The organism is Pseudomonas sp. B22129 (assembly GCF_044218875.1).
Lineage (GTDB): Bacteria > Pseudomonadota > Gammaproteobacteria > Pseudomonadales > Pseudomonadaceae > Aquipseudomonas.
This window is the reverse complement of the sequence record NZ_CP162592.1, coordinates 487,591-508,062: the sequence shown is the minus strand read 5'-3', so window position 1 is coordinate 508,062 and position 20,472 is coordinate 487,591. Positions and strand designations below refer to the sequence as shown.

Below are 20,472 nucleotides of genomic sequence, written 5' to 3'. Positions count from 1 at the left end.
GTGAATAAATGACCATTATCGCCAGCCTGCTGCGCGCTGCCGACCTGCCGGATTCGCCCACCGCGCGCCTGGATGTGGAGCTGTTGCTGGCCGCTGCCTTGGGCAAATCGCGCAGTTACCTGCACACATGGCCGGAGAAAATCGTCAGCAGCGAAGATGCGCTGAAGTTTGCCGACTATCTGCAGCGTCGCCGTGGCGGTGAGCCGGTGGCCTATATCCTTGGCCAGCAAGGCTTCTGGAAGCTGGACCTGGAGGTCGCACCGCACACGCTGATCCCGCGCCCGGAAACCGAATTGCTGGTAGAAGCCGCACTGGAATTGTTGCCGGCTACGCCCGCCAAGGTTCTCGACCTGGGCACCGGCAGCGGCGCGATTGCCTTGGCCTTGGCCAGCGAACGCCCAGCCTGGCAAGTCACGGCGGTCGACCGCGTGCTGGAAGCCGTGGCCCTGGCCGAGCGCAATCGCCAGCGCCTGCACCTGAAAAACGCCACGGTGCTGAACAGCCATTGGTTCAGCGCCCTGCAAGGTCACACCTTTGACCTGATCATCAGCAACCCGCCGTACATCGCCGACAACGACCCGCACCTGGTCGCCGGTGACGTACGCTTTGAACCGGCCAGCGCACTGGTGGCGGGCCACGACGGCCTCGACGACTTACGCGTGATCATTGCGCAGAGCCCGGCCCACCTGAATGCCGGTGGCTGGTTGTTGCTCGAACACGGTTACGACCAGGCGGCGGCCGTGCGTGACCTGTTGTCGGGTGAGGGCTTTGAAACGGTCCACAGCCGCATCGACCTTGGCAACCACGAACGCATTACCCTGGGGCGCCGCCCGTGCTGACCGATCAGGAGCTGTTGCGCTATAGCCGACAGATTCTGTTGCAGCATGTCGACATCGACGGTCAGTTGCGCCTGAAAAATGGCCGTGCATTGATCATCGGCCTCGGTGGCCTGGGCGCACCCGTCGCGCTGTATCTGGCGGCGGCCGGTGTGGGCGAGTTGCACGTGGCCGACTTCGATACCGTCGACCTGACCAACCTGCAGCGCCAGATCATCCATGACACTGACAGCGTCGGGCAGACCAAGGTCGACTCGGCGTTGCACCGCCTGGGCGCTATCAACCCCGAGATCAAACTGATCGCCCATCGCAGTGCCCTGGACGCCGATTCGCTGGCAGCGGCAGTGGCGGCGGTGGATGTGGTGCTCGATTGCAGCGACAATTTTTCCACCCGCGAGGCGGTCAACGCCGCGTGTGTCGCCGCTGGCAAGCCATTGATCAGTGGCGCGGCCATTCGCCTGGAAGGCCAGTTGTCGGTGTTCGACCCGCGTCGCGCCGACAGCCCTTGCTACCACTGCTTATATGGGCACGGCAGCGACACCGAACTGACTTGTAGCGAAGCTGGCGTGGTCGGGCCGCTGGTGGGCGTGGTCGGCAGCCTGCAAGCGTTGGAAGCGCTGAAGTTGCTCGCCGGTTTTGGCGAGCCGCTGGTGGGCCGGCTGTTGCTGATCGATGCGTTGACCACGCGTTTTCGCGAGTTGCGCGTCAAACGCGATCCGGGCTGCAGTGTCTGCGGGATACACCATGGTTAAGGACGCGCCCATCGGTGTGTTCGACTCCGGCGTCGGCGGCTTGTCGGTGCTGGATGAAATCCAGCAACTGTTGCCCCATGAGTCGCTGCTGTATGTGGCCGATTGCGGGCATATTCCTTATGGCGAGAAAACCCCGGCGTTTATCCTGCAACGCTCGCGCATGGTCGCCGAGTTCTTTCGCGAGCGCGGCGCCAAGGCGTTTGTGATTGCGTGCAATACCGCGACGGTCGCCGCTGTTGCGGATTTGCGTCAGGACTACCCCGACTGGCCGTTGGTGGGCATGGAGCCCGCGGTCAAACCCGCTGCAGCCGCCACCCGCAGCGGCGTGGTCGGTGTACTCGCTACCACCGGCACGCTGCAAAGCGCCAAGTTCGCAGCCTTGCTTGACCGTTTTGCCACTGACGTACGGGTCATCACCCAGCCGTGCCCGGGCCTGGTGGAGCTGATTGAAACCGGCGACCTGTGCAGCCCGGCCTTGCGCCAGATGTTGCAGGGTTATGTCGAACCGCTGCTCAGCGCCGGTTGTGACACCATCATCCTGGGCTGCACCCATTACCCCTTCCTCAAGCCACTCCTGGCTCAGATGCTCCCTGCGAGCATCATCCTGATCGACACCGGCGCTGCCGTCGCACGTCAGCTCAAGCGGTTGCTGGGCGAGCGCGACCTGCTGGCGACTGCCAATCCTGAACCGGCACAGTTCTGGACCAGTGGCGATGCCGATCACCTCAGAAATATCCTACCGACTCTATGGAAATACCCAGGCGTTGTGCGAAGCTTTGGCGCGTGAAAAATTCGTGAAATACCGGCGTTAGAAGCTGGAACTTCCGTCTATGCGCCAGCTTCTATAGCGAGATAGCCTGCACAAGACCTTATAACTTCGTTCTCAAAGGATTGTTTCTTATGAAGCGCTTGTTCTGTTTGGCTGCGATTGCGGCCGCTGTGGTGGGACACTCGGTTTCAGCCCAGGCCGCCGGCCTGGAGTTGGGTGTGGGGAGCACCAGCGATTCGACCATGACCTATCGCCTGGGGCTGACATCGGACTGGGATAAAAGCTGGTGGCAGAGCAATACCGGCCGGTTGACCGGTTATTGGAGCGGTGCATACACCTACTGGGATGGCGACAAGCGCGCCAGCGTCAGCAGCTTGTCGTTCTCGCCCGTGTTTGTGTATGAGTTTGCCGGGGAAAAGGTCAAGCCGTACATCGAGGCGGGGATTGGTGTAGCGGTGTTCTCGCGCACGCGGGTTGAAGACAACAATATCGGCCAGGCCTTCCAGTTTGAAGACCGTTTGGGCTTTGGCCTGCGCTTTGCCGGTGGGCATGAAGTGGGCATTCGTGCCACGCACTACTCAAACGCGGGGCTGAGCAGCAATAACGATGGCGTAGAGAGCTACTCGCTGCACTACACCTTGCCGCTATAGATTCCAGGTCCACTACAAAACCAATGTGGGAGCGGGCTTGCTCGCGAATGCGGTGTATCAGTCAGGCATGTATCAACTGACACACTGCATTCGCAAGCAAGCCCGCTCCCACATTTGAATCTCCATGCATCCGGCAATCAGCGATACGCCGTCGCAATCCCCTGGCGTTCCTCGATGCACTCCGGTGCCCCCATCTCGAACTCCCGGCAAATCAGCGGCCGTCGTTCGTAAATCGTGCACATCATCGTGTCCCGGTCCAGCGCCGCGCACCAGCCATCGTCCAGGCGCAGCATCACTTCACCGCCCCAGTCGTCGGTATCGATGAAGCGCTGTGGAACACCCGTGTCGGTGATCAGCATCACTTCCAGCTGGCAACAGCAGGCCGCGCACGTCGAGCAGGTGACGGCGGGTTCGGGGAGTTGAGTGAGCGGGATGTCTGTCATAGGCGCGCAGTGTAAGGCAAGCGCGTCGGATGCGTATGAATGCTCTGACGGACGTCAGTGCCCCAGTTGCCGGGCGATCCAGTGCAGCGCGGGAAACAGCAGGGCCCACAACACCGCCAGGCCGATGACGGTCGGTGGCGTGCCGTAGCCAAAATGCACCCCGGCCATTTGACTGCCCGCGTAGTAAGACAATGGCCCGCCCACCGCGCCCAACAGGCTGGCGCGCCACCACGGCCGAGCGCTCCAGGCCAGGCAATGGCGCAAGGTGGTGGCGAGCAGCGCCCACAGCAGGATCAGCCAAAAAGGAATCAGCGGCCCTGGAAAGCTGAAGTGAAATACGCCAAAGGTGCGCAGCGTGGTGTCGATGACGGTGCCCAGCAGGGTCACGGCGAGGATGGCTTGCCCGTCGGCCGACCACGAACTCGTCCACAGCAGGTGAATGGCCAGTATCCCCACACCTACCAGCAACCAGCGGCTGTCGCCGCCGAGCACACAAGCAAACCAGCCGCACTGGAACAGCACGGCGTTGGCCAGCGGTTTAAGCACTGAAGCGCCCGAGCAGGGGTGGGTTGATCGCCGCCGGCTTGGCCAGCAGCAACTGCGCGGTACCGATCGTTCGCTCCATAAACCCGCCTTCGCAGTAGCACAGATAGAATTCCCACAAGCGCAGGAAGTACTCATCGTAGCCCAACTCGGCGAGACGGCCATGGGCACGGCGAAAGTTCTCGTGCCACAGGCGCAGGGTGCGCGCGTAGTGCAGGCCGAAGTCCTCCATGTGCAGCAGGTTCATGTCGGTGTCACGGCTGACTATCTGCAGCATGTTCTGCACGCAGGGCAGGGCGCCGCCAGGGAAGATGTAACGCTGAATAAAGTCGACGCTGTTTTTGGCCTGTTCGAAGCGTTGCTCGCGAATGGTGATGGCTTGCAGCAGCATCAGGCCGTCGCGCTTGAGCAACTGCGCGCACTGTTTGAAGTAGGTCGGCAGGAAGCGATGGCCCACCGCTTCAATCATCTCGATGGACACCAGCTTGTCGTACTCGCCGGTGAGGTCGCGGTAGTCCTGCAGCAGCAGGGTGACCTGGCCTTGCAGCCCGAGGGCTTCGATGCGTTTTTCGGTGTAGGCAAATTGTTCTTTGGACAAGGTTGTAGTGGTGACCTTGCAGCCATAATGCTGCGCCGCATACAGCGCCATGCTGCCCCAGCCGGTGCCGATTTCCAGCAGGTGATCCGCAGGTTTGAGTGCAAGTTTCTGGCAGATGCGCTCCAGCTTGTTCAGTTGCGCCTGTTCCAGGGTGTCGTCGGGTGTCAGGAATTGCGCCGCCGAGTACATCATGGTCGGGTCGAGGAATTCTTCGAACAGGTCGTTGCCCAGGTCGTAGTGGGCGGCGATGTTTTTTTGCGAGCCCTTGCGCGTGTTGCGGTTGAGCCAGTGCAGGCCTTGAGTGAATGGCCGGGCCAGGCGGGCGAGGCCACCTTCCAGCGCGTCCAGCACCTCCAGGTTGCTGACCATCACGCGCACCACGGCGGTCAGGTCCGGGCTGCTCCAGTAGCCGTGGATAAACGCCTCGCCCGCGCCGATGGAGCCGTTGGCCGCCACCAGGCCCCACACCGCCGAATCCAGAATCTGGATTTCCCCCAGCAAGTGCGCTTCCCGGGCGCCGAAGACTTGGCGTTCGCCCTCTTCAATCACCACCAACTGGCCGTGGCGCAGTTGGCTGAGTTGGCGCAGCACGGCCTTGCGCAACAGCGCGGTGGTCAGCCCGTTGACGTTCAGGCGGTTGGCCTTGACCGATAAGCTAGGGGTTTTCATGGCGGCGATCCTTGGTATACCCGACTGCGGTGCGAGAGGCGCCATCGGCGGCCTGATGGGGAAAAATCGGTGTGCGTTTAAGCAACAGGCGCACGGCCTGCCAGTAAATCGCGAGGCAGGTTTTGGCGGTCATCCAGGGAAAGCGCCACAGGTAGCGGTGCAGGCTGGCGCGGGTCAGCATTTCTCGTTGCAGGCTCAAGGTGGCGTCGAAGACTTTGTGCGCGCCTTGCCAGTCGGCCATGTGCACGCCGAGCTTGTCGGTGGGCGGGCTGAAGCTCATGCGGTATTCCAGGTCCCGTGGCAAAAACGGCGACACATGAAATGCCTTGGCCACAGCGAAATGCTGGTGCTGTTCGGCACCCAGCGCCTGGGCCGGCAGCACGTAGTGGTAGCGCTCGCGCCACGGGGTGTTGGTCACTTCACACAGGATCGCGGCCAGACTGCCGTCGGCCTCGAAGCAGTAGAAGAAACTCACCGGGTTAAAAGCCAGGCCCCAACTGCGGGCCTGGGTCAGTAGGCAGATAACGCCCCGGGGCTCACGCCCCAGTGCCTTGCCGACTTCCTGGCGCACGGCATCGCTCAAGCTGATGCCGTGGCGCGTCAATTCACGCAGGTAATCCTGCTGGCGAAAACCGAAGGGGGCCAAGCGGCTGGCGCCGGCCAGCGGCGATAACCCCAGCACTTCGTCCTGTTCGCTCAAATCCAGGTACAGCAGCCCGATGCGGTAGCGAAAGGCGTGAGCCTTGGGCGAAAACCGGCGATGGGCAATCCAGCCGCTGTACAGGGCGCTGTTCATAGGGTTTCCCCAAAAGCCTGGGCTACGCGCAGGGCGCTGACCACACCGTCTTCGTGAAAGCCATTGGCCCAGTACGCGCCGCAATAAAAGGTATGGCGCGTGCCGTGCAGTTCTTCCCAGCGCGCCTGCGCGGCCACGGCTGCCAGGCTGTATTGGGGATGGGCATAGGTGTAGCGCGCGAGGATCTTCAGCGGGTTGATCATCGGCGTCTGGTTGAGGCTGACGCAAAAGGTGGTGGCGCTGTCGATGCCTTGCAGAATGTTCATGTCGTAGGTGACGGCGGCCTGGCTCTGCACCTTGCCGATCAGCCGGTAATTCCAGCTGGCCCAGGCCAGTTTGCGGTCAGGCAATAAACGGGTGTCGGTGTGCAGCACCACGTCGTTGTCGGCGTAGGGCAGGGCGCCAAGGATGTGTTGTTCCGCGTCGCTCGGGTCGCCGAGCAAGGCCAGCGCCTGGTCGCTGTGGCAGGCAAACACCACCTTGTCGAAGGCCTCGGTGCCGGCCGCGCTGTGAATCACAACGCCTTCGGCGTTGCGCTCGACCCGATGCACCGGGCAATTGAGGCGGACCTGTTCGCGAAAGCTGCGGGTCAGGGGTTCGATGTAGCTGCTTGAGCCGCCTTCGATGACGCACCATTGCGGCCGGTTGTTCACTGACAGCAAGCCGTGATTCTTGAAGAACCGCACGAAAAATTGCAGCGGGAAACCGAGCATGTCCTGCAGCGACATCGACCAGATCGCCGCGCCCATCGGCACGATGTAATGCCGAATGAACCGCGGGCCATAGCCGCCGGCTTCGAGGTAGTCCCCCAGCGTCATCTCGGCGCTGATGCGCTGTTCCTGCAAGTCCAGCGGCGCCTGGCGATTGAAGCGCAAAATGTCGCGCAGCATGCCCCAGAACCCCGGTGACAGAATATTGCGGCGCTGGGCGAACAAGCTGTTGAGGTTATTGCCGTTGTACTCAAACCCTTCGTTCGCGTCGCACACCGAAAAGCTCATTTCAGTGGGTTTGAACCTCACGCCAATCTGGCCCAGCAGGCGAATGAAGTTGGGGTAGGTCCAGTCGTTGAACACGATGAAGCCGGTGTCCACCGCATAGGGTTTACCCTCGACCGTCACGTTGACCGTGTGAGTGTGCCCGCCGATGCGGTCGCCGGCCTCGAACAGGCTGATGTCGTGGCGGCGGCTGAGCAGGTAGGCACTCGTCAGGCCAGCGATGCCGCTGCCGACAATGGCGATTTTCACAGGTTGTCCTTCTGCGGCGGCGGGCTGCGCAGCATGCGTTTGCCGATGATCAATTGCGCACGGTTGGGCAGCTTCGACAGCGGCCACAGGGTGGCGATGAACAGTGCCGGGAAGGCGATTTCCAGTGGGCGTTTTTCCAGTTTGGCGAAGATATGCCGCGCCGCTTTATCGGCAGACCAGCTCAAGGGCATCGGGAAGTCATTGCGTTCGGTCAGCGGCGTGTCAACGAAGCCTGGGCTGATCACCGTGACGTCGATATTTTCCGGCGACAGGCTGATGCGCAGGGATTCAAACAGGTAGCGCAGCCCGGCCTTGGACGCGCCATAGGCCTCGGCACGCGGCATCGGCAGGTAGGTCACGGCGCTGGCCACGCCCACCAGGTGCGGGGTGTGCCCGGCGCGCAACAACGGCAATGCGGCTTCGATGCAATAACTGCTGGCCAACAGATTGGTGCGCACCACGTGCTCGACGATGGAGGCGTCAAACTGCCTGGCGTCCACATATTCGCAGGTGCCCGCGTTGAGGATCACCGTGTCTAACGAACCCCAGACCACGCCGATATGCTCGCCGATTTCACGCACGGTCTGGCTGTTGGTCAAGTCGCCGGGCACCACAAGGACTTGCCCCGGAAACCGCTGGGCGAGCGCTTCCAGCGGGCCTTTGGTGCGCGAGCTGAGCGCTACGTGGGCGCCACTTTTGAGCAACTCCACGGCCAATGAAGCACCGATGCCACTGCTGGCGCCGGTCAACCAATAACGGCGGGGCGGTGTGGTGCTCATCCCATTCTCCTTTTCAGCCAGCCAATCACGCGGCCGAGGACCGGTAAGTGTTCATAGAGCATCGCGCCGGCGTCGAAATAGTCACGATGGCGGTACACCTTGTCGCGCCACATCAAGTGCGAGCAGCCTTCGACCCGGATGACCTTGCCATTGGCCAGGCGCGGATGGCAAAAACTCATCTTCCAGCGCAAGTAGCCTTCGCCTTCGGCCACCTGGTCGAAGCCGTGGAAATCGAAACGCAACTGGCTGACGTTGCTATACAACTCAGCGAAATAGCGGTGCATCGCGGGCAGGCCGTGGACTTCGTGCAGCGGGTCGGCGAAGGCGATGTCCTTGCTGTACAAGCTGTCGAGCAGGTGCAGGTTGTGCTTGTCGAGTGTGGTGAAGGCTTGGGCGAACGTGCGTAGGAAATCACTCATGAATGCCTCCGGCGGCTTCGCGCGAGGGCAGGCTGCGGAAGGCGGCCAATGCGCGTTCGCGGGATTTTTTCAGGTCAACAATCGAGCGCGGATAGTCAGCCACGCCAAACAGTCCGCCGACTGCCTCGGGGTTGTGCACTTCCTTTTTATTCAGCGCCGCCAGCTCGGGCAGCCAGCGCTTGATAAACAAGCCTTCGCCGTCGAATTTTTCCGACTGGCTCAACGGGCTGAAAATCCGGAAATACGGCGCCGAGTCCGTGCCGGTGGAGGAGCTCCACTGCCAGCCGCCATTGTTGGCCGCCAAGTCGCCGTCAATCAGGTGGCGCATGAAGAAACGCTCACCCTCGCGCCAATCGATCAACAGGTTTTTAGTCAGGAACATCGCCACCACCATGCGCAGGCGGTTGTGCATCCAGCCGGTTTCCAGCAGTTGGCGCATGGCTGCGTCAATGATCGGCAGGCCGGTGCGTGCTTCCTGCCAGGCGGCCAGATCTTTGGGCGCATGGCGCCACGCCACGGCTTCGGTTTCGGGGCGGAAGGCGCGGTGGCGGGAAACCCTTGGGTAGCCGACCAGAATGTGTTTGTAGAACTCGCGCCACAGCAACTCGTTGATCCAGGTAATGGCGCCCAGGTCGCCACTTTCGAATTCGCCGCCGTTGGTTTGCAGCGCGGCGTGCAGGCATTGACGCGGCGAAACCACGCCGGCCGCAAGGTAGGCGGACAGCTGGCTGGTGCCGGGCTTGGCCGGGAAGTCGCGTTCGTCCTTGTAGTAGCTGATCTGCTGGTCGGCGAAGGCGTCGAGGCGGCGCCGGGCTTCGTCTTCCCCGGCGGGCCAGAGGGCGCGCAGGGTTTCGCTGGGCGTCTGGAAACCTTCGACCGTTTTTGGGACCGGATCGCTGTTGAGCTTGATCGGCGCCTGGGCTTCAGGCGCGGCCACGGTGCGCGGCAGGGCGCTGTGCAGGCGGGTGTAGCAGACTTTGCGGAACTGGCTGAACACCTGGAAGTAGGTGCCGGTTTTGGTCAACACGCTGCCGGGTTGGAAGAACAGTTGGTCGAGGTAGCTGTGGAAGGCCACGCCATCGGCTTCCAGGGCCTTGGCCACGGCTGCATCGCGACGGCTTTCGTGGATACCGTATTCCTCGTTGACGTGCACCGACGCCACCGACAGTTCCCGGCACAGTGTGCTCAGCACCTCGGGCGCCTGATCCCAGGTGGAGGCTGTGCGAATCAGCAAAGGAATATTCAGCTCGCCCAGCGCCTGGCTCAGGCTTTCCAGGTTGCGCAGCCAGAAATCGACTTTGCACGGCGCGTCATCGTGGGCCAGCCATTGTTCGGGCGTGATCAGGTAAACAGCGGCAATCGGGCCTCGCTGGCTTGCGGCGGCCAGGGCGGTGTTGTCGTGTAGGCGCAGGTCGGTGCGCAGCCAGATCAAATGCATTTAAACGATTCCACGCTGGATCAGTAGCTGGTGGGCCGACAATGGGTCTTCGGCCACGAACAATTCAGGGGTGTCACGGGTTAATACGGCCAACTCGGCTTGGTGGATGCATACCGTTGGTCCGGCAATCAGCATTGGGCAACTGACGCCACCCAAAAGTTTTGGAAGTGCCGACAAGTGGAGGGCTTTGCTCGAATACAGCAGTACGGCCCGCGGTTTCAGGTGTTCCACCGCCAGGGCCAGTTCACCGGCGGGCAGCGGCCAGTCGAATACTTCTACCGGGCAGTCCGCGCTGCTGGCCAGCCAAGCGCTGAGCCACACATGCGGTTCCAGCGGCAGGTCGGAATGGTTGACCAGCAACAGCGGTGCGCCCTGTAACTGGCGATTGTTGTGGTAGATACGTGCACCGAACTTGCTGCGCAGCCAGGACAGGAAAAACACGCGCTCCATCTGCGCGCCGAATTGGCCCTGCCAGCGTTGCTCCAGCTCCTTTAGCAGCGGCAGCAACAATTGCTCGCACAAGGTGCGCGGCGGGTACAACGCCATGGCTTGGTTGAATGTGTCGTCGACCCGGCGCTCCGCCAGTTCGCTGATGGCCGTCACCAGGTTCTGGCGTAGCGCATGCCATTCATTTTCGACACTGTCGGGAAGCTGGGCGGAATCGATCAGGTTTTTGACCTGGCTGACCGGTACGCCACGGTTGAGCCAAGTCAGGATGGCGTGGATGCGTTGCACGTGTTCGGCGCTGAACAGCCGGTGGCCCTTGGGCGTGCGCTGCGGCACGATCAGGCCATAACGGCGTTCCCAGGCGCGCAGGGTCACGGCATTGACGCCGGTTTGGCGCGCCACTTCACGAATCGGCAACCAACCGTCTTCGAGGGCTTTGGCGATGTCTTCGCCGGGTTCGTCTTGCAGGGCAGGGTTCATGGGTCAGATCGCATTCCGCAGGCTGAGGTTTTCCGGGTGCGGTTGCAGGTAGGCCTGTTGCGCGATGTAGCGGTCCGGGTGTTGGCGAAAGTGATGCTTGAGCAGCGTGAGTGGCACCACCAGCGGCACGATGCCGTGGCGGTATTGGCCGATGACGGTTTGCATTTCCTGCTTGTCGTCGGCGCTGATTGCTTGCTTGAGGTAGCCGCTGATGTGTTGCAACACATTGGTGTGAGTGCCACGGGTGGCGCACTTTTTCAGGCCGGTCATCAGTTCGCTGAAATAGCCGTGCCCCAGTTGTTCGAGGTCGGCACCCTTGTTCATGCTACCCAGCAGGTGACCGAGGCTTTTGTAGTGCGCCGGGCTGTGGGCCATCAACAGGTATTTGTAACGCGAATGGAAGGTCAGCAGGCGGTGACGGGTGAGGCCTTCGCCCAGCAACGCTTGCCAGCTGGCGTAGACGAAAACCCGGGTCAGGAAATTTTCCCGCAACACCGGGTCGTTCAGGCGGCCGTCTTCCTCCACCGGCAGATTGGGGTGGCGCGCGCAAAAGGCCTGAGCGTAGATACCGCGCCCGCCGCCATCCACCGGCGTGCCGTTTTCACGGTAGACCTTGACCCGTTCCAGGCCGCACGACGGCGACTTCTGCATGAAGATGTAGCCGCACAGGTCGGTGTGCTCGGCCGCCATCTGCTGGCCATAATCATCCAGAGGCTGGGTCACGTTGAGTTCGCGGTGCACGGTGCCGACGGCTTGAGGTCTGTCGGGGTCGCCGACCAGCCGAATCGGCTCGCGGGGGATACCCAGGCCGATTGCGACTTCGGGGCACAGCGGCACAAAGTCGAAATAATCGGCGAGGGTTTGGCTGCACAGCAGGGATTGCTTGTGGCCGCCGTTGAAGCGCACGTTTTCGCCCAACAGGCAGGCGCTGATGGCGATCTTCGGTTTGACGGTGCTGGACATGGCCGAACCTCTGCAAGATTCCTGTACAAGGATTAAAACTTGTACAACTAAACCTCATCATAGGTTTGATGCTGTACAAGTCAAATATTTTGTACAAGTATCTGCGGCGAGGCTATTTCCAGCCGATTCGCCAGTCCTCGGCGTTTTGCAGGGTTTGCCAGGCCAGGCGTTCGGCGCGGCGGGTCATGATGGCTTGCAGTTCGATTTCCAGCACCGTGCCTTCCTCATCACGGAACAGCTCGGTGACCAGAAAATGTTTTTCCTTGTTTCGAGGGTGCGCTGCTGTCCACTTCGACAGCAGCAATTTTGCCGGGTTGATGCGGTTCATTGCAGGTGTTCGATCAAGCGTCGCGCGGCTTCCTGGCCACTGAGCCATGCCCCTTCGACCCGGCCCGACAGGCACCAGTCGCCACACACATACAAACCCAGGTCAGCATCGGCCAGCACGCCGAATTCGTGGCTGCTGGAGGGCCGCGCATACAGCCAGCGGTGGGCCAGGCTGAAGGATGGCGCGGGCATGGCGCTGTGCAGCAGTTCGGCGAAGGCGCCGTGCAGGTGTTCGATCACGGCTTCCTTGGGCAGGTCCAGGTGGGCCTTGCTCCAGGTGCTGGTGGCGTGCAATACCCAGGTGTCGAGGGCAGTGTCGCGCCCGGGTTTGCTGCGGTTGCGTGCCAGCCAGTCGAGTGGGCTGTCTTGCACGAAGCAGCCTTCCATGGGCGTATCCAGCGGTTTGTCAAAGGCCAGGGCGATGGCCCAGGTCGGGTCCATTTTGACGCCGGCAGCGGCACTGGCCAACTTCGGTGCTGCGGCCAAAAGAGCGGTGGCTTGCGGCGCCGGCGTAGCGATGACCACATGGCTGAAGGGGCCGTGGTTGCCACCGTCGGCGTCCAGCAGGTTCCAGTGCTGTTTGCCCTGGAACACGTCAGTGATGCGGCACCCGAACTCCACCGGCAAGTCGTCGAGGAGCGCGCGGGTAATCGCGCTCATGCGCGGCGTGCCGACCCAGCGGATCTGTTCATCGGGGGAGGGCGTGAGTTGGCCGGACTTGAAGTTGTACAGCTGGGGCTTCCACTGCTCGGCCCAGCCGTTGCTTTGCCAGCGTTGCACTTCGTTGACGAAGCGCCGGTCGCGGGCGGTGAAGTATTGTGCGCCCAGGTCCAGTGCGCCGGCGTCGCTGCGCTTGCTGGACATGCGGCCGCCACTGCCGCGGCTTTTATCGAAGAGTTGTACAACATGCCCCGCGTCTCGTAACGCTCGGGCGGCGGAGAGACCGGCGATGCCGGTGCCGATGATCGCGATGGGAACAGTCATGGGGGGCCTCGTTTTACCGTTGGGTACAGACTACGCCGACACCAATAGCTGTACAATATTGTTTTTTGGTATAAGTTTTGGCGTACCTGTTCTAACGACGTGGCCTATGGTTAAACAACAGCCCACGCCCGATTACAAATGATCCCTGCTTATAAAATAGACTAACGGCGGGCGGCGAACGTTACATGAGGAGGATCCCATGCATATTTTGCTGACCGGCGGTACAGGTCTGATCGGCCGCAAACTTTGCCTGCACTGGCTTGCCCAGGGCCATCGCCTGACGGTGTGGAGCCGCGAGCCCGAAACTGTCGCCCAGTGGTGCGGCGCCGACGTGCTGGGCGTCGGCCGTTTGCAGGATGTGATCGGCCACGTGGATGCGGTGGTCAACCTGGCCGGTGCGCCCATCGCCGACAGGCCCTGGACCAAAAAGCGCAAGGCGTTGCTGTGGAATAGCCGCATCGGCCTCACCGAAACCCTGCTGGGGTGGATCGAGAGCCAGGAGCAAAAACCGGCCGTATTGATCTCCGGATCCGCCGTAGGCTGGTACGGCGACGGTGGCGAGCGCGAACTCACCGAAGCCAGCGGCCCGGTACAGGACGATTTCCCCAGCCAGTTGTGTATCGCCTGGGAAGAAACCGCCCTGCGCGCCGAAGCATTGGGCGTGCGTGTAGTGCTGGTGCGCACGGGGCTGGTGCTGGCGGCGAAGGGCGGCTTTTTGTCGCGGCTGTTGCTGCCGTTCAAACTCGGGCTGGGCGGGCCTATCGGCAACGGCCGGCAGTGGATGCCGTGGGTCCACATTCAGGATCAAATCGCCCTGATTGATTTTCTTCTGCACAAGCCTGACGCCAGTGGTCCTTATAATGCCTGCGCACCACACCCGGTACGTAACGGTGAGTTCGCCAAGACGCTGGGCCGGGTGTTGCACCGCCCCGCGTTCATGCCGATGCCGGCGTTTGCTTTGAAGGTCGGGTTGGGTGAGTTGTCCGGCTTGTTGTTGGGCGGGCAAAAGGCGGTGCCCGAACGGCTGCTGGCCGCCGGTTTCATTTTTCAGTTCACTGAGTTGCACGCGGCCCTGGAAGACTTGTCCAGCCGCCTCTGAAGATAGGATGTTGCATGACGGATCACGCGTTGTTACTGGTCAACCTGGGCTCACCCGCGTCCACGTCGGTGGCCGATGTGCGCAGCTACCTCAATCAGTTTCTGATGGACCCTTATGTGATCGATTTGCCATGGCCGGTGCGGCGCTTGCTGGTGTCGCTGATCCTGATCAAGCGGCCTGAGCAGTCGGCGCATGCCTACGCCTCGATCTGGTGGGATGAAGGCTCGCCGCTGGTGGTGCTCAGCCGCCGCTTGCAACAGCAGATGACCACGCAGTGGACCCAGGGCCCGGTGGAACTGGCGATGCGTTACGGCGAACCGTCCATTGAAAGCGTGCTGACCCGATTGGCCGCCCAGGGCATTCGTAATGTCACCCTGGCGCCGTTGTACCCGCAGTTTGCCGACAGCACCGTCACCACCGTGGTGGAAGAAGCCCGCCGTGTGGTGCGTGAGAAAAAGCTCGATTTGCAGTTTGCGATCCTGCAGCCCTTCTACGATCAGCCTGAATACCTCGACGCGCTGGTGGCGAGCGCCAAGCCGCATTTGCAGCAGGACTACGATCACCTGCTGTTCAGCTTCCACGGTTTGCCCGAGCGTCACCTGCAAAAGCTCAACCCCGGCCACACCTTTGATGGCGCCACCGATTGCTGCGCAAATGCCTCGGCGCAGGTGCGTGCGACGTGCTATCGCGGCCAGTGCTTCAGCGTGGCGCGGGATTTTGCCGCGCGAATGGGGCTGCCTGCGGATAAATGGTCGGTGGCTTTCCAGTCGCGGCTGGGGCGGGCGAAGTGGATCGAACCCTACACCGAAGCCCGCCTGGAAACCCTCGCTCAACAAGGCGTGAAAAAACTGCTGGTGATGTGCCCGGCGTTTGTTGCCGATTGCATCGAGACGCTGGAAGAGATCGGTGATCGCGGACTGGAACAGTTCCGTGAAGCGGGGGGCGAGGAGTTGGTGCTGGTGCCGTGTTTGAATGATGATCCGCAGTGGGCGCAGGCGCTGAACACCCTGTGCGAGCGGGCGCCGTTAGCGCTGAAATGACAGCGATCAAATGTGGGAGCTGGCTTGCCTGCGATAGCATCAACGCGGTGTAACTGATACACCACGGTGCCTGCATCGCAGGCAAGCCAGCTCCCACATTGTTTTGTGGCGTTTATTCGTGATGAGGTTCGCCCAAGAACGTCAGCGAGGTAAACAACCCCTGCGTCGCCACATCCGGGTTGTCCTTGAGCGGCACTTCCACCTGCGCTGAAATCACATTCAACCCTTCATTGCGCACCAGCACCTGGGCCCGGCCATCCTTGTCGGTCTCGGTGCTTAACGTGTTCGGCATATTGCGATAGTCGCCGACCAACTTGACCCCCGCCGCCGGCTTGCCATCGAGCAGCACCCGCACCGGCAGTGACTTGCCCGGCCCTACGGTCAGTGGATCGGCTTCCGGCAGGATGAGCAGTCTGATCTGCTTCAGCTCCGGCAGTTTGGCTCCGGGTTCGTAGATCGCCAGGCTGTACTTGAAGGTCTGGGTTGATGCTATCGCCCCTTCGACCTTGCTGCGGCCCTGGTTAATCCACTTTTTATCCGCCGTTTGCGACCACATGCCGTTGTCCAGCGCCACCGCCAATACCGCTGGTGGCTTGAGCGGCTTGAGGCGGGCGTGGTCGACCAGGCGTTCCACGGTCACCGGAATCATCTTGCCGCTGGCGTCATAGGCCCAGGCGCCGCTGATTTTCTGGGGCTTGAACGCGTTGTCTTCGGCGCCGTGGCCGTAGATCACTTCGATATTGCCGCGTCGTTGTTCGGTCCACAGGCCATGGGCGTATACGTCGGCGGCGAACAGCAGGCCGATCAGGGCCAGGGGTTTGAGAAGGTGCATGGTGGCGTCCTTTTTACAGGTTGAGGGTCAGGCTGACGGTGAAATTGCGCGGCTCGCCGGGGTTGACCCAGTAATTGCTGTAGGAGCGCTCGTAGTACTTTTCATCGAACAGGTTGTTGAGGTTCAGGCCTACGGTGACGTTTTGCGTGGCCTTGTAATGCGCCAGCAGGTCGACGGTGTGGTAGGCCGGCAGTTCAAAGCTGCTGCCGGCCTCGCCCGAGCGGTCGCCCACATAGGTGAACGCTGCGCCCAGGTCGGAGCCGCGTAACACGCCATCCTGAAATTCATACACGCCCAACAGACTGCCGCTGCGTTTGGCCACGCCGAGAATGCGGCTGCCGGCGGGAATGGCCTTGTCGCCTTTGGTGACTTCGGCATCGATGTAGGCGAAGGCGCCGATCACGCGTACAGCGTCAGTCAGTTGCCCGGTCAATTGCAGGTCAAAACCCTGGCTGCGTGCCTTGCCCATGGCGCGGTTGAGGTTGGTGGCCGGGTCGAGGGTGAGCACGTTTTCCTTTTCGATGTGGAAGGCGGCGAGGGTGGTGCTCAGGCGGTCGTCGAACAGCTCGCTCTTGATCCCCACTTCATAGCCCACGCCTTCTTCCGGCTTGAAGGATTTGCCGGCAGCGTCCAGCCCATTGTTGGGTTTGAACGAGGTGGAGGCATTGGCGAACACCCCGACTTGCGGCGTGAGCTGATAGAGCAAGCCGGCGCGCTGGGTAAGGGCGTCGTGGGTTTGCCGGCTCTTGGCGTGGTTGCGGGCGAAGTCATCGGTGCTTTGCTCGAAGTGCTCGAAGCGCGCGCCAAGCATGCCGCGCAGGCGGTCGGTGAAGATGATCTGGTCTTGCAGGTTCAGCGCGTGGCTTTTGGTCTGCTCGAAGAAGTCAGTGCCGGAGCGTGCGCCGTCGGGTTTGGGCTGGCCGTAGACCGGCTTGTAGATGTCGATGGCGTAAGGGCTGCCGGCGGTGGCGGTCACGCGTTCTTTCTTGCGGTAGTCCTCGTATTCGGTGCCGACCAGCAGTTCGTGTTGCCAGCTGCCGATATCGAACAGGCCGCGCAGTTCCAGCTGGGTAATGCTGTCATGCCAACCGGTAGAGCGCTCCCGGTAGCGGCGGTTGACGGTGTGGCCGTCGGCATTCAGCGCGCGGCTTTCCGAGGCGTCGCCCCACAGGCTGCCCTGTTTGTAGTGGCTGGCCAGGCGCAGTGTCCAGGCATCGTTGAGGTGGTGTTCCAACGTGGCCTGGAGACGGTTGTTGTGATTGCGGATGTTGCCGTCGTCGGGTTCGCCGAGGAAGGTGGAACGGGACATGCCGTGTGGCGCCACGATGCCGCGGTCGAAGGTGGAGCTGTGGCGCACGAATTCGCTTTCGACGAGCAGGCTGGTGTCCGGGTCCAGTTGCCAACTGAAAGACGGCGCGACGAATACACGCTGGGCGTCAACGTGATCGCGGAAGTTGTGCTTGTCTTCCACGGCCAGGTTCACGCGCGACAACACGCGGCCTTCACTGTCCAGCGGCGTATTCACATCCAGCGCGGTGCGGTAACGGTCCCAACTGCCGGCACTGGTTTGCAAGGTGGTGAAGGCTTCAGGCTGGGGTTTCTTGCTGACAATGTTCACGGTGCCGCCCGGGTCGCCGCGCCCGTACAGGCTGGCGGCCGGGCCCTTGAGCACTTCAATGCGCTCGATGTTGGCGGCATCCGGCGTGCTCGGGTAGCCACGGTTGGCGCTGAAGCCGTCCCGGTAGAACTCCGAGGTGGTGAAGCCGCGCACGCTGTATTCGTAAAGCGTCAGGCCGCCGAAGTTGTTTTGTTTGGACACGCCGCCGGCAAATTCCAGGGCGCGTTCCACGCTGGTGCTGCCCAGGTCTCTGAGCACGGAGGCAGGGATGACGCTGATGGCTTGCGGGATATCGCGAATGGCGGTGTCAGTTTTGGTTGCGCTGGCGGAACGTGTCGCACGGTAGCCTTTGACCGGGCCGGTGGCAGACTCATAGGCGTCGGTGGTGACGTTGATGGCGTCCAGTTCAAGCGTGTTGTCTTCGGCGTAGGCGGGGTCGAGCAGCAAACCCAAGGCCAGGCCGGCCATGGGGGCAATTTTTCGAGACGGCATGAGAGAGCGTTCCAATAGCGATATTGAAACAATATAACATGGCTAATGAGAATGAATTTCCGTTGAAACATCAAGTTACAGGAGCCTGCGAACAGGCTCCTGGCAACGTTATTCCTCTTCTTTCACCGGTGCAGGCGGTGGACGCAAACCGATTTCCGCCAGCAACTTGATCTCTTTACCGTTGCGCATCACCTGGATCGCCACCTTGTCGGTCGGCTTGATCCGCGCGACCTGGTTCATCGACTTGCGCCCGTCACCGGCCGGTTCACCGTCGATGCTTAGGATCACATCGCCCAATTGCAGGCCGGCTTTCTGTGCCGGGCCATCGCGGAAGATCCCCGCGACCACAATGCCAGGGCGCCCTGTCAGGCCAAACGACTCGGCCAGTTCCTTGGTCAGCGGCTGCACTTCGATGCCCAACCAACCGCGAATCACCTGGCCGTGCTCGATGATCGATTTCATCACTTCCATCGCCAGCTTCACCGGGATCGCAAAACCGATGCCTTGGGAGCCGCCGGACTTGGAGAAGATCGCCGTGTTGATGCCGGTCAGGTTGCCATTGGCGTCCACCAGCGCGCCGCCGGAGTTGCCCGGGTTAATCGCCGCGTCGGTCTGGATGAAGTCCTCGTAGCTGTTAAGGCCCAACTGGTTACGCCCGGTGGCGCTGATGATGCCCATGGTCACCGTCTGGCCAACGCCGAACGGGTTGCCGATGGCCAGCGCCACATCCCCAACGCGCAATGCTTCGGAGCGGCCGATGGTGATCGAGGGCAGGCTTTTCAAATCGATTTTGAGCACCGCGAGGTCGGTTTCCGGGTCGCTGCCGACCACGCGCGCCAGGGTTTCGCGGCCATCGCGCAGGGCCACTACAATTTGGTCGGCGCCGGTGGTCACGTGGTTGTTGGTGAGGATGTAACCTTCCGGGCTCATGATCACCCCGGAGCCGAGGCTGGATTCCATGCGGCGCTGCTTGGGCCCGTTGTCGCCGAAATAGCGGCGAAACTGCGGGTCTTCAAACAGCGGGTGCGCCGGTTTGTTGATGACCTTGGTGGTGTACAGGTTGACCACGGCGGGTGCGGCGATGACCACAGCGTCTGCGTAAGTCACCGGGCCTTGTACTACCGAGCTGGTCTGCGGCGCCTGTTGCAGGTTTACATCAAGGCTGGGCAGGCCCACCCACTGGGGATAACGCTGAATAATCAGCATCGCGATCAGCACGCCAGCCAACAATGGCCATCCAAAAAAACGCAGTGCCTTGAGCATCAAGTAAGTCCTGACAGGTTGCAGGGGGCGGGAGAGCGCCCATAATGTCGCGCATTATACGAGGCTGCGAGCGCCTCGGAACGGGATATTTAGGAGTCTTTTATGGCCGTCCCCCTTAGCACCCTCGTCGAGGAAGCGGACCGCTACCTCGGCAGCGCAAAAATTGCCGATTATTGCCCCAATGGCCTGCAGGTGGAGGGGCGCCCGCAGGTGATGCGCATCGTCAGCGGCGTCACCGCCAGCCAGGCGCTGCTGGATGCAGCCGTGGAAGCCCAGGCCGATCTGGTGCTGGTGCATCACGGCTATTTCTGGAAGGGCGAAAACCCGTGCATCACCGGGATGAAGCAGCGCCGCCTGAAAACCCTGCTCAAGCACGACATCAGCCTGCTGGCCTATCACCTGCCGCTGGATTTGCACGGGGAGGTGGGCAACAACGTGCAGCTCGCCCGCCAACTGGACATCACCGTCGAAGGCCCGCTGGACCCGAACAACCCGAAAATCGTCGGCCTGGTGGGCTCTCTGGTCGAGCCGCTGTCACCGCGTGACTTCGCGCGCCGTGTACAAGACGTGATGGGGCGCGAGCCGTTGCTGATCGAAGGCAGCGAAATGATCCGCCGTGTCGGCTGGTGCACCGGCGGTGGCCAGGGTTACATCGACGACGCGATTGCGGCGGGTGTCGATCTGTATTTGAGTGGTGAGGCCTCCGAGCAAACCTTCCACAGCGCGCGGGAAAACGACATCAGCTTTATCGCCGCCGGCCACCACGCCACTGAGCGCTACGGCGTGCAGGCGCTGGGTGATTACCTGGCGCGGCGCTTTGCGCTGGAGCATTTGTTCATCGATTGCCCGAACCCGATCTAAGCCCCACCGCGGAACTCATGTGGGAAGGGCTTGTGTGGGAGCGGGCTTGCTCGCGAAGGCGGAGTATCAGTCACCCATACTCTGGCTGACCCACCGTATTCGCGAGCAAGCCCGCTCCCACATTCGACCG

General features: G+C 61.8%; 22 protein-coding genes. 7 read left to right on the top strand and 15 right to left on the bottom strand.

Annotated features, from left to right (window positions below; translation table 11 throughout):
* Positions 1-8: 8 nt before the first annotated feature.
* The 4 genes from prmC (at position 9) to AB4P94_RS02355 (ending at position 3,007) form a co-directional block, all read left to right on the top strand.
* A complete protein-coding gene (prmC, locus tag AB4P94_RS02370) occupies positions 9-839 on the top strand; it encodes a peptide chain release factor N(5)-glutamine methyltransferase (protein ID WP_395609240.1) in 831 nt (276 codons plus the stop codon).
* Positions 833-1,588, top strand: a complete 756-nt coding sequence (moeB, locus tag AB4P94_RS02365) for a molybdopterin-synthase adenylyltransferase MoeB (protein WP_395609239.1) — start codon at positions 833-835, stop codon at positions 1,586-1,588. Before prmC ends, moeB begins: the two co-directional genes overlap by 7 nt.
* Positions 1,581-2,375, top strand: coding sequence for a glutamate racemase (murI, locus tag AB4P94_RS02360; protein ID WP_395609238.1), 795 nt, complete (start codon positions 1,581-1,583; stop codon positions 2,373-2,375). Before moeB ends, murI begins: the two co-directional genes overlap by 8 nt.
* Positions 2,376-2,488: 113 nt before the next feature.
* Positions 2,489-3,007, top strand: a complete 519-nt coding sequence (locus tag AB4P94_RS02355) for an acyloxyacyl hydrolase (protein WP_395609237.1) — start codon at positions 2,489-2,491, stop codon at positions 3,005-3,007.
* Between the two features lie 137 nt (positions 3,008-3,144).
* Here the strand turns inward: AB4P94_RS02355 and AB4P94_RS02350 are convergent, their stop codons facing one another.
* From AB4P94_RS02350 to AB4P94_RS02295, 12 genes are all read right to left on the bottom strand, one after another.
* Positions 3,145-3,450, bottom strand: a complete 306-nt coding sequence (locus AB4P94_RS02350) for a YkgJ family cysteine cluster protein (RefSeq protein WP_395609236.1) — start codon at positions 3,448-3,450, stop codon at positions 3,145-3,147.
* Between the two features lie 54 nt (positions 3,451-3,504).
* The gene (locus AB4P94_RS02345) at positions 3,505-3,996 is read right to left on the bottom strand and encodes a DUF2878 domain-containing protein (protein WP_395609235.1); all 492 of its coding nucleotides are present in this window, start codon (positions 3,994-3,996) and stop codon (positions 3,505-3,507) included.
* Positions 3,989-5,260 (bottom strand): class I SAM-dependent methyltransferase, encoded by a 1,272-nt coding sequence (locus AB4P94_RS02340; RefSeq protein WP_395609234.1) that lies wholly within the window; start codon positions 5,258-5,260, stop codon positions 3,989-3,991. Before AB4P94_RS02340 ends, AB4P94_RS02345 begins: the two co-directional genes overlap by 8 nt.
* Positions 5,247-6,056: a DUF1365 domain-containing protein gene (locus tag AB4P94_RS02335; RefSeq protein WP_395609233.1), complete on the bottom strand. Its 810-nt coding sequence runs from the start codon at positions 6,054-6,056 to the stop codon at positions 5,247-5,249. Before AB4P94_RS02335 ends, AB4P94_RS02340 begins: the two co-directional genes overlap by 14 nt.
* The gene (locus tag AB4P94_RS02330) at positions 6,053-7,300 is read right to left on the bottom strand and encodes an NAD(P)/FAD-dependent oxidoreductase (protein WP_395609232.1); all 1,248 of its coding nucleotides are present in this window, start codon (positions 7,298-7,300) and stop codon (positions 6,053-6,055) included. The genes AB4P94_RS02335 and AB4P94_RS02330 overlap by 4 nt, the downstream gene beginning before the upstream one ends.
* The gene (locus AB4P94_RS02325) at positions 7,297-8,079 is read right to left on the bottom strand and encodes an SDR family NAD(P)-dependent oxidoreductase (RefSeq protein ID WP_395609231.1); all 783 of its coding nucleotides are present in this window, start codon (positions 8,077-8,079) and stop codon (positions 7,297-7,299) included. Before AB4P94_RS02325 ends, AB4P94_RS02330 begins: the two co-directional genes overlap by 4 nt.
* A complete protein-coding gene (locus AB4P94_RS02320; protein ID WP_395609230.1) occupies positions 8,076-8,498 on the bottom strand; it encodes a nuclear transport factor 2 family protein in 423 nt (140 codons plus the stop codon). Before AB4P94_RS02320 ends, AB4P94_RS02325 begins: the two co-directional genes overlap by 4 nt.
* Positions 8,491-9,936 carry a deoxyribodipyrimidine photo-lyase gene (phrB, locus tag AB4P94_RS02315; protein WP_395609229.1) on the bottom strand — a complete coding sequence of 482 codons (1,446 nt, stop codon included), beginning with the start codon at positions 9,934-9,936 and terminating at the stop codon, positions 8,491-8,493. Before phrB ends, AB4P94_RS02320 begins: the two co-directional genes overlap by 8 nt.
* Entirely contained in the window at positions 9,937-10,863 is a 927-nt protein-coding gene (locus AB4P94_RS02310; RefSeq protein WP_395609228.1) for a MerR family transcriptional regulator, read from the bottom strand.
* 3 nt (positions 10,864-10,866) lie between these two features.
* Positions 10,867-11,826, bottom strand: coding sequence for a YbgA family protein (locus tag AB4P94_RS02305; RefSeq protein WP_395609227.1), 960 nt, complete (start codon positions 11,824-11,826; stop codon positions 10,867-10,869).
* A 112-nt stretch (positions 11,827-11,938) separates the two neighbouring features.
* A complete protein-coding gene (locus AB4P94_RS02300; RefSeq protein WP_016971205.1) occupies positions 11,939-12,154 on the bottom strand; it encodes a TIGR02450 family Trp-rich protein in 216 nt (71 codons plus the stop codon).
* Positions 12,151-13,137, bottom strand: a complete 987-nt coding sequence (locus AB4P94_RS02295; protein ID WP_395609226.1) for an NAD(P)/FAD-dependent oxidoreductase — start codon at positions 13,135-13,137, stop codon at positions 12,151-12,153. Before AB4P94_RS02295 ends, AB4P94_RS02300 begins: the two co-directional genes overlap by 4 nt.
* A 199-nt stretch (positions 13,138-13,336) precedes the next feature.
* On the opposite strand from AB4P94_RS02295, the gene AB4P94_RS02290 reads away from it, so the two are divergent.
* Both AB4P94_RS02290 and hemH read left to right on the top strand, forming a co-directional pair.
* Positions 13,337-14,236 (top strand): TIGR01777 family oxidoreductase, encoded by a 900-nt coding sequence (locus AB4P94_RS02290; protein WP_395609225.1) that lies wholly within the window; start codon positions 13,337-13,339, stop codon positions 14,234-14,236.
* 14 nt (positions 14,237-14,250) lie between these two features.
* On the top strand, positions 14,251-15,276 hold the full coding sequence (hemH, locus tag AB4P94_RS02285; protein WP_395609224.1) for a ferrochelatase: 1,026 nt from the start codon (positions 14,251-14,253) through the stop codon (positions 15,274-15,276).
* Between the two features lie 112 nt (positions 15,277-15,388).
* On the opposite strand, the gene AB4P94_RS02280 is transcribed toward hemH, so the two are convergent.
* From AB4P94_RS02280 to algW, 3 genes are all read right to left on the bottom strand, one after another.
* The gene (locus tag AB4P94_RS02280; RefSeq protein ID WP_395609223.1) at positions 15,389-16,108 is read right to left on the bottom strand and encodes a DUF4198 domain-containing protein; all 720 of its coding nucleotides are present in this window, start codon (positions 16,106-16,108) and stop codon (positions 15,389-15,391) included.
* A gap of 13 nt (positions 16,109-16,121) precedes the next feature.
* Positions 16,122-18,218 (bottom strand): TonB-dependent siderophore receptor, encoded by a 2,097-nt coding sequence (locus tag AB4P94_RS02275; protein WP_395609222.1) that lies wholly within the window; start codon positions 18,216-18,218, stop codon positions 16,122-16,124.
* A gap of 108 nt (positions 18,219-18,326) precedes the next feature.
* Positions 18,327-19,481, bottom strand: coding sequence for a Do family serine endopeptidase AlgW (gene algW, locus AB4P94_RS02270; protein WP_395609221.1), 1,155 nt, complete (start codon positions 19,479-19,481; stop codon positions 18,327-18,329).
* 102 nt (positions 19,482-19,583) lie between these two features.
* Between algW and AB4P94_RS02265 the strand changes: the two genes are divergently transcribed.
* A complete protein-coding gene (locus tag AB4P94_RS02265; protein ID WP_395609220.1) occupies positions 19,584-20,342 on the top strand; it encodes a Nif3-like dinuclear metal center hexameric protein in 759 nt (252 codons plus the stop codon).
* Positions 20,343-20,472: the final 130 nt, after the last annotated feature.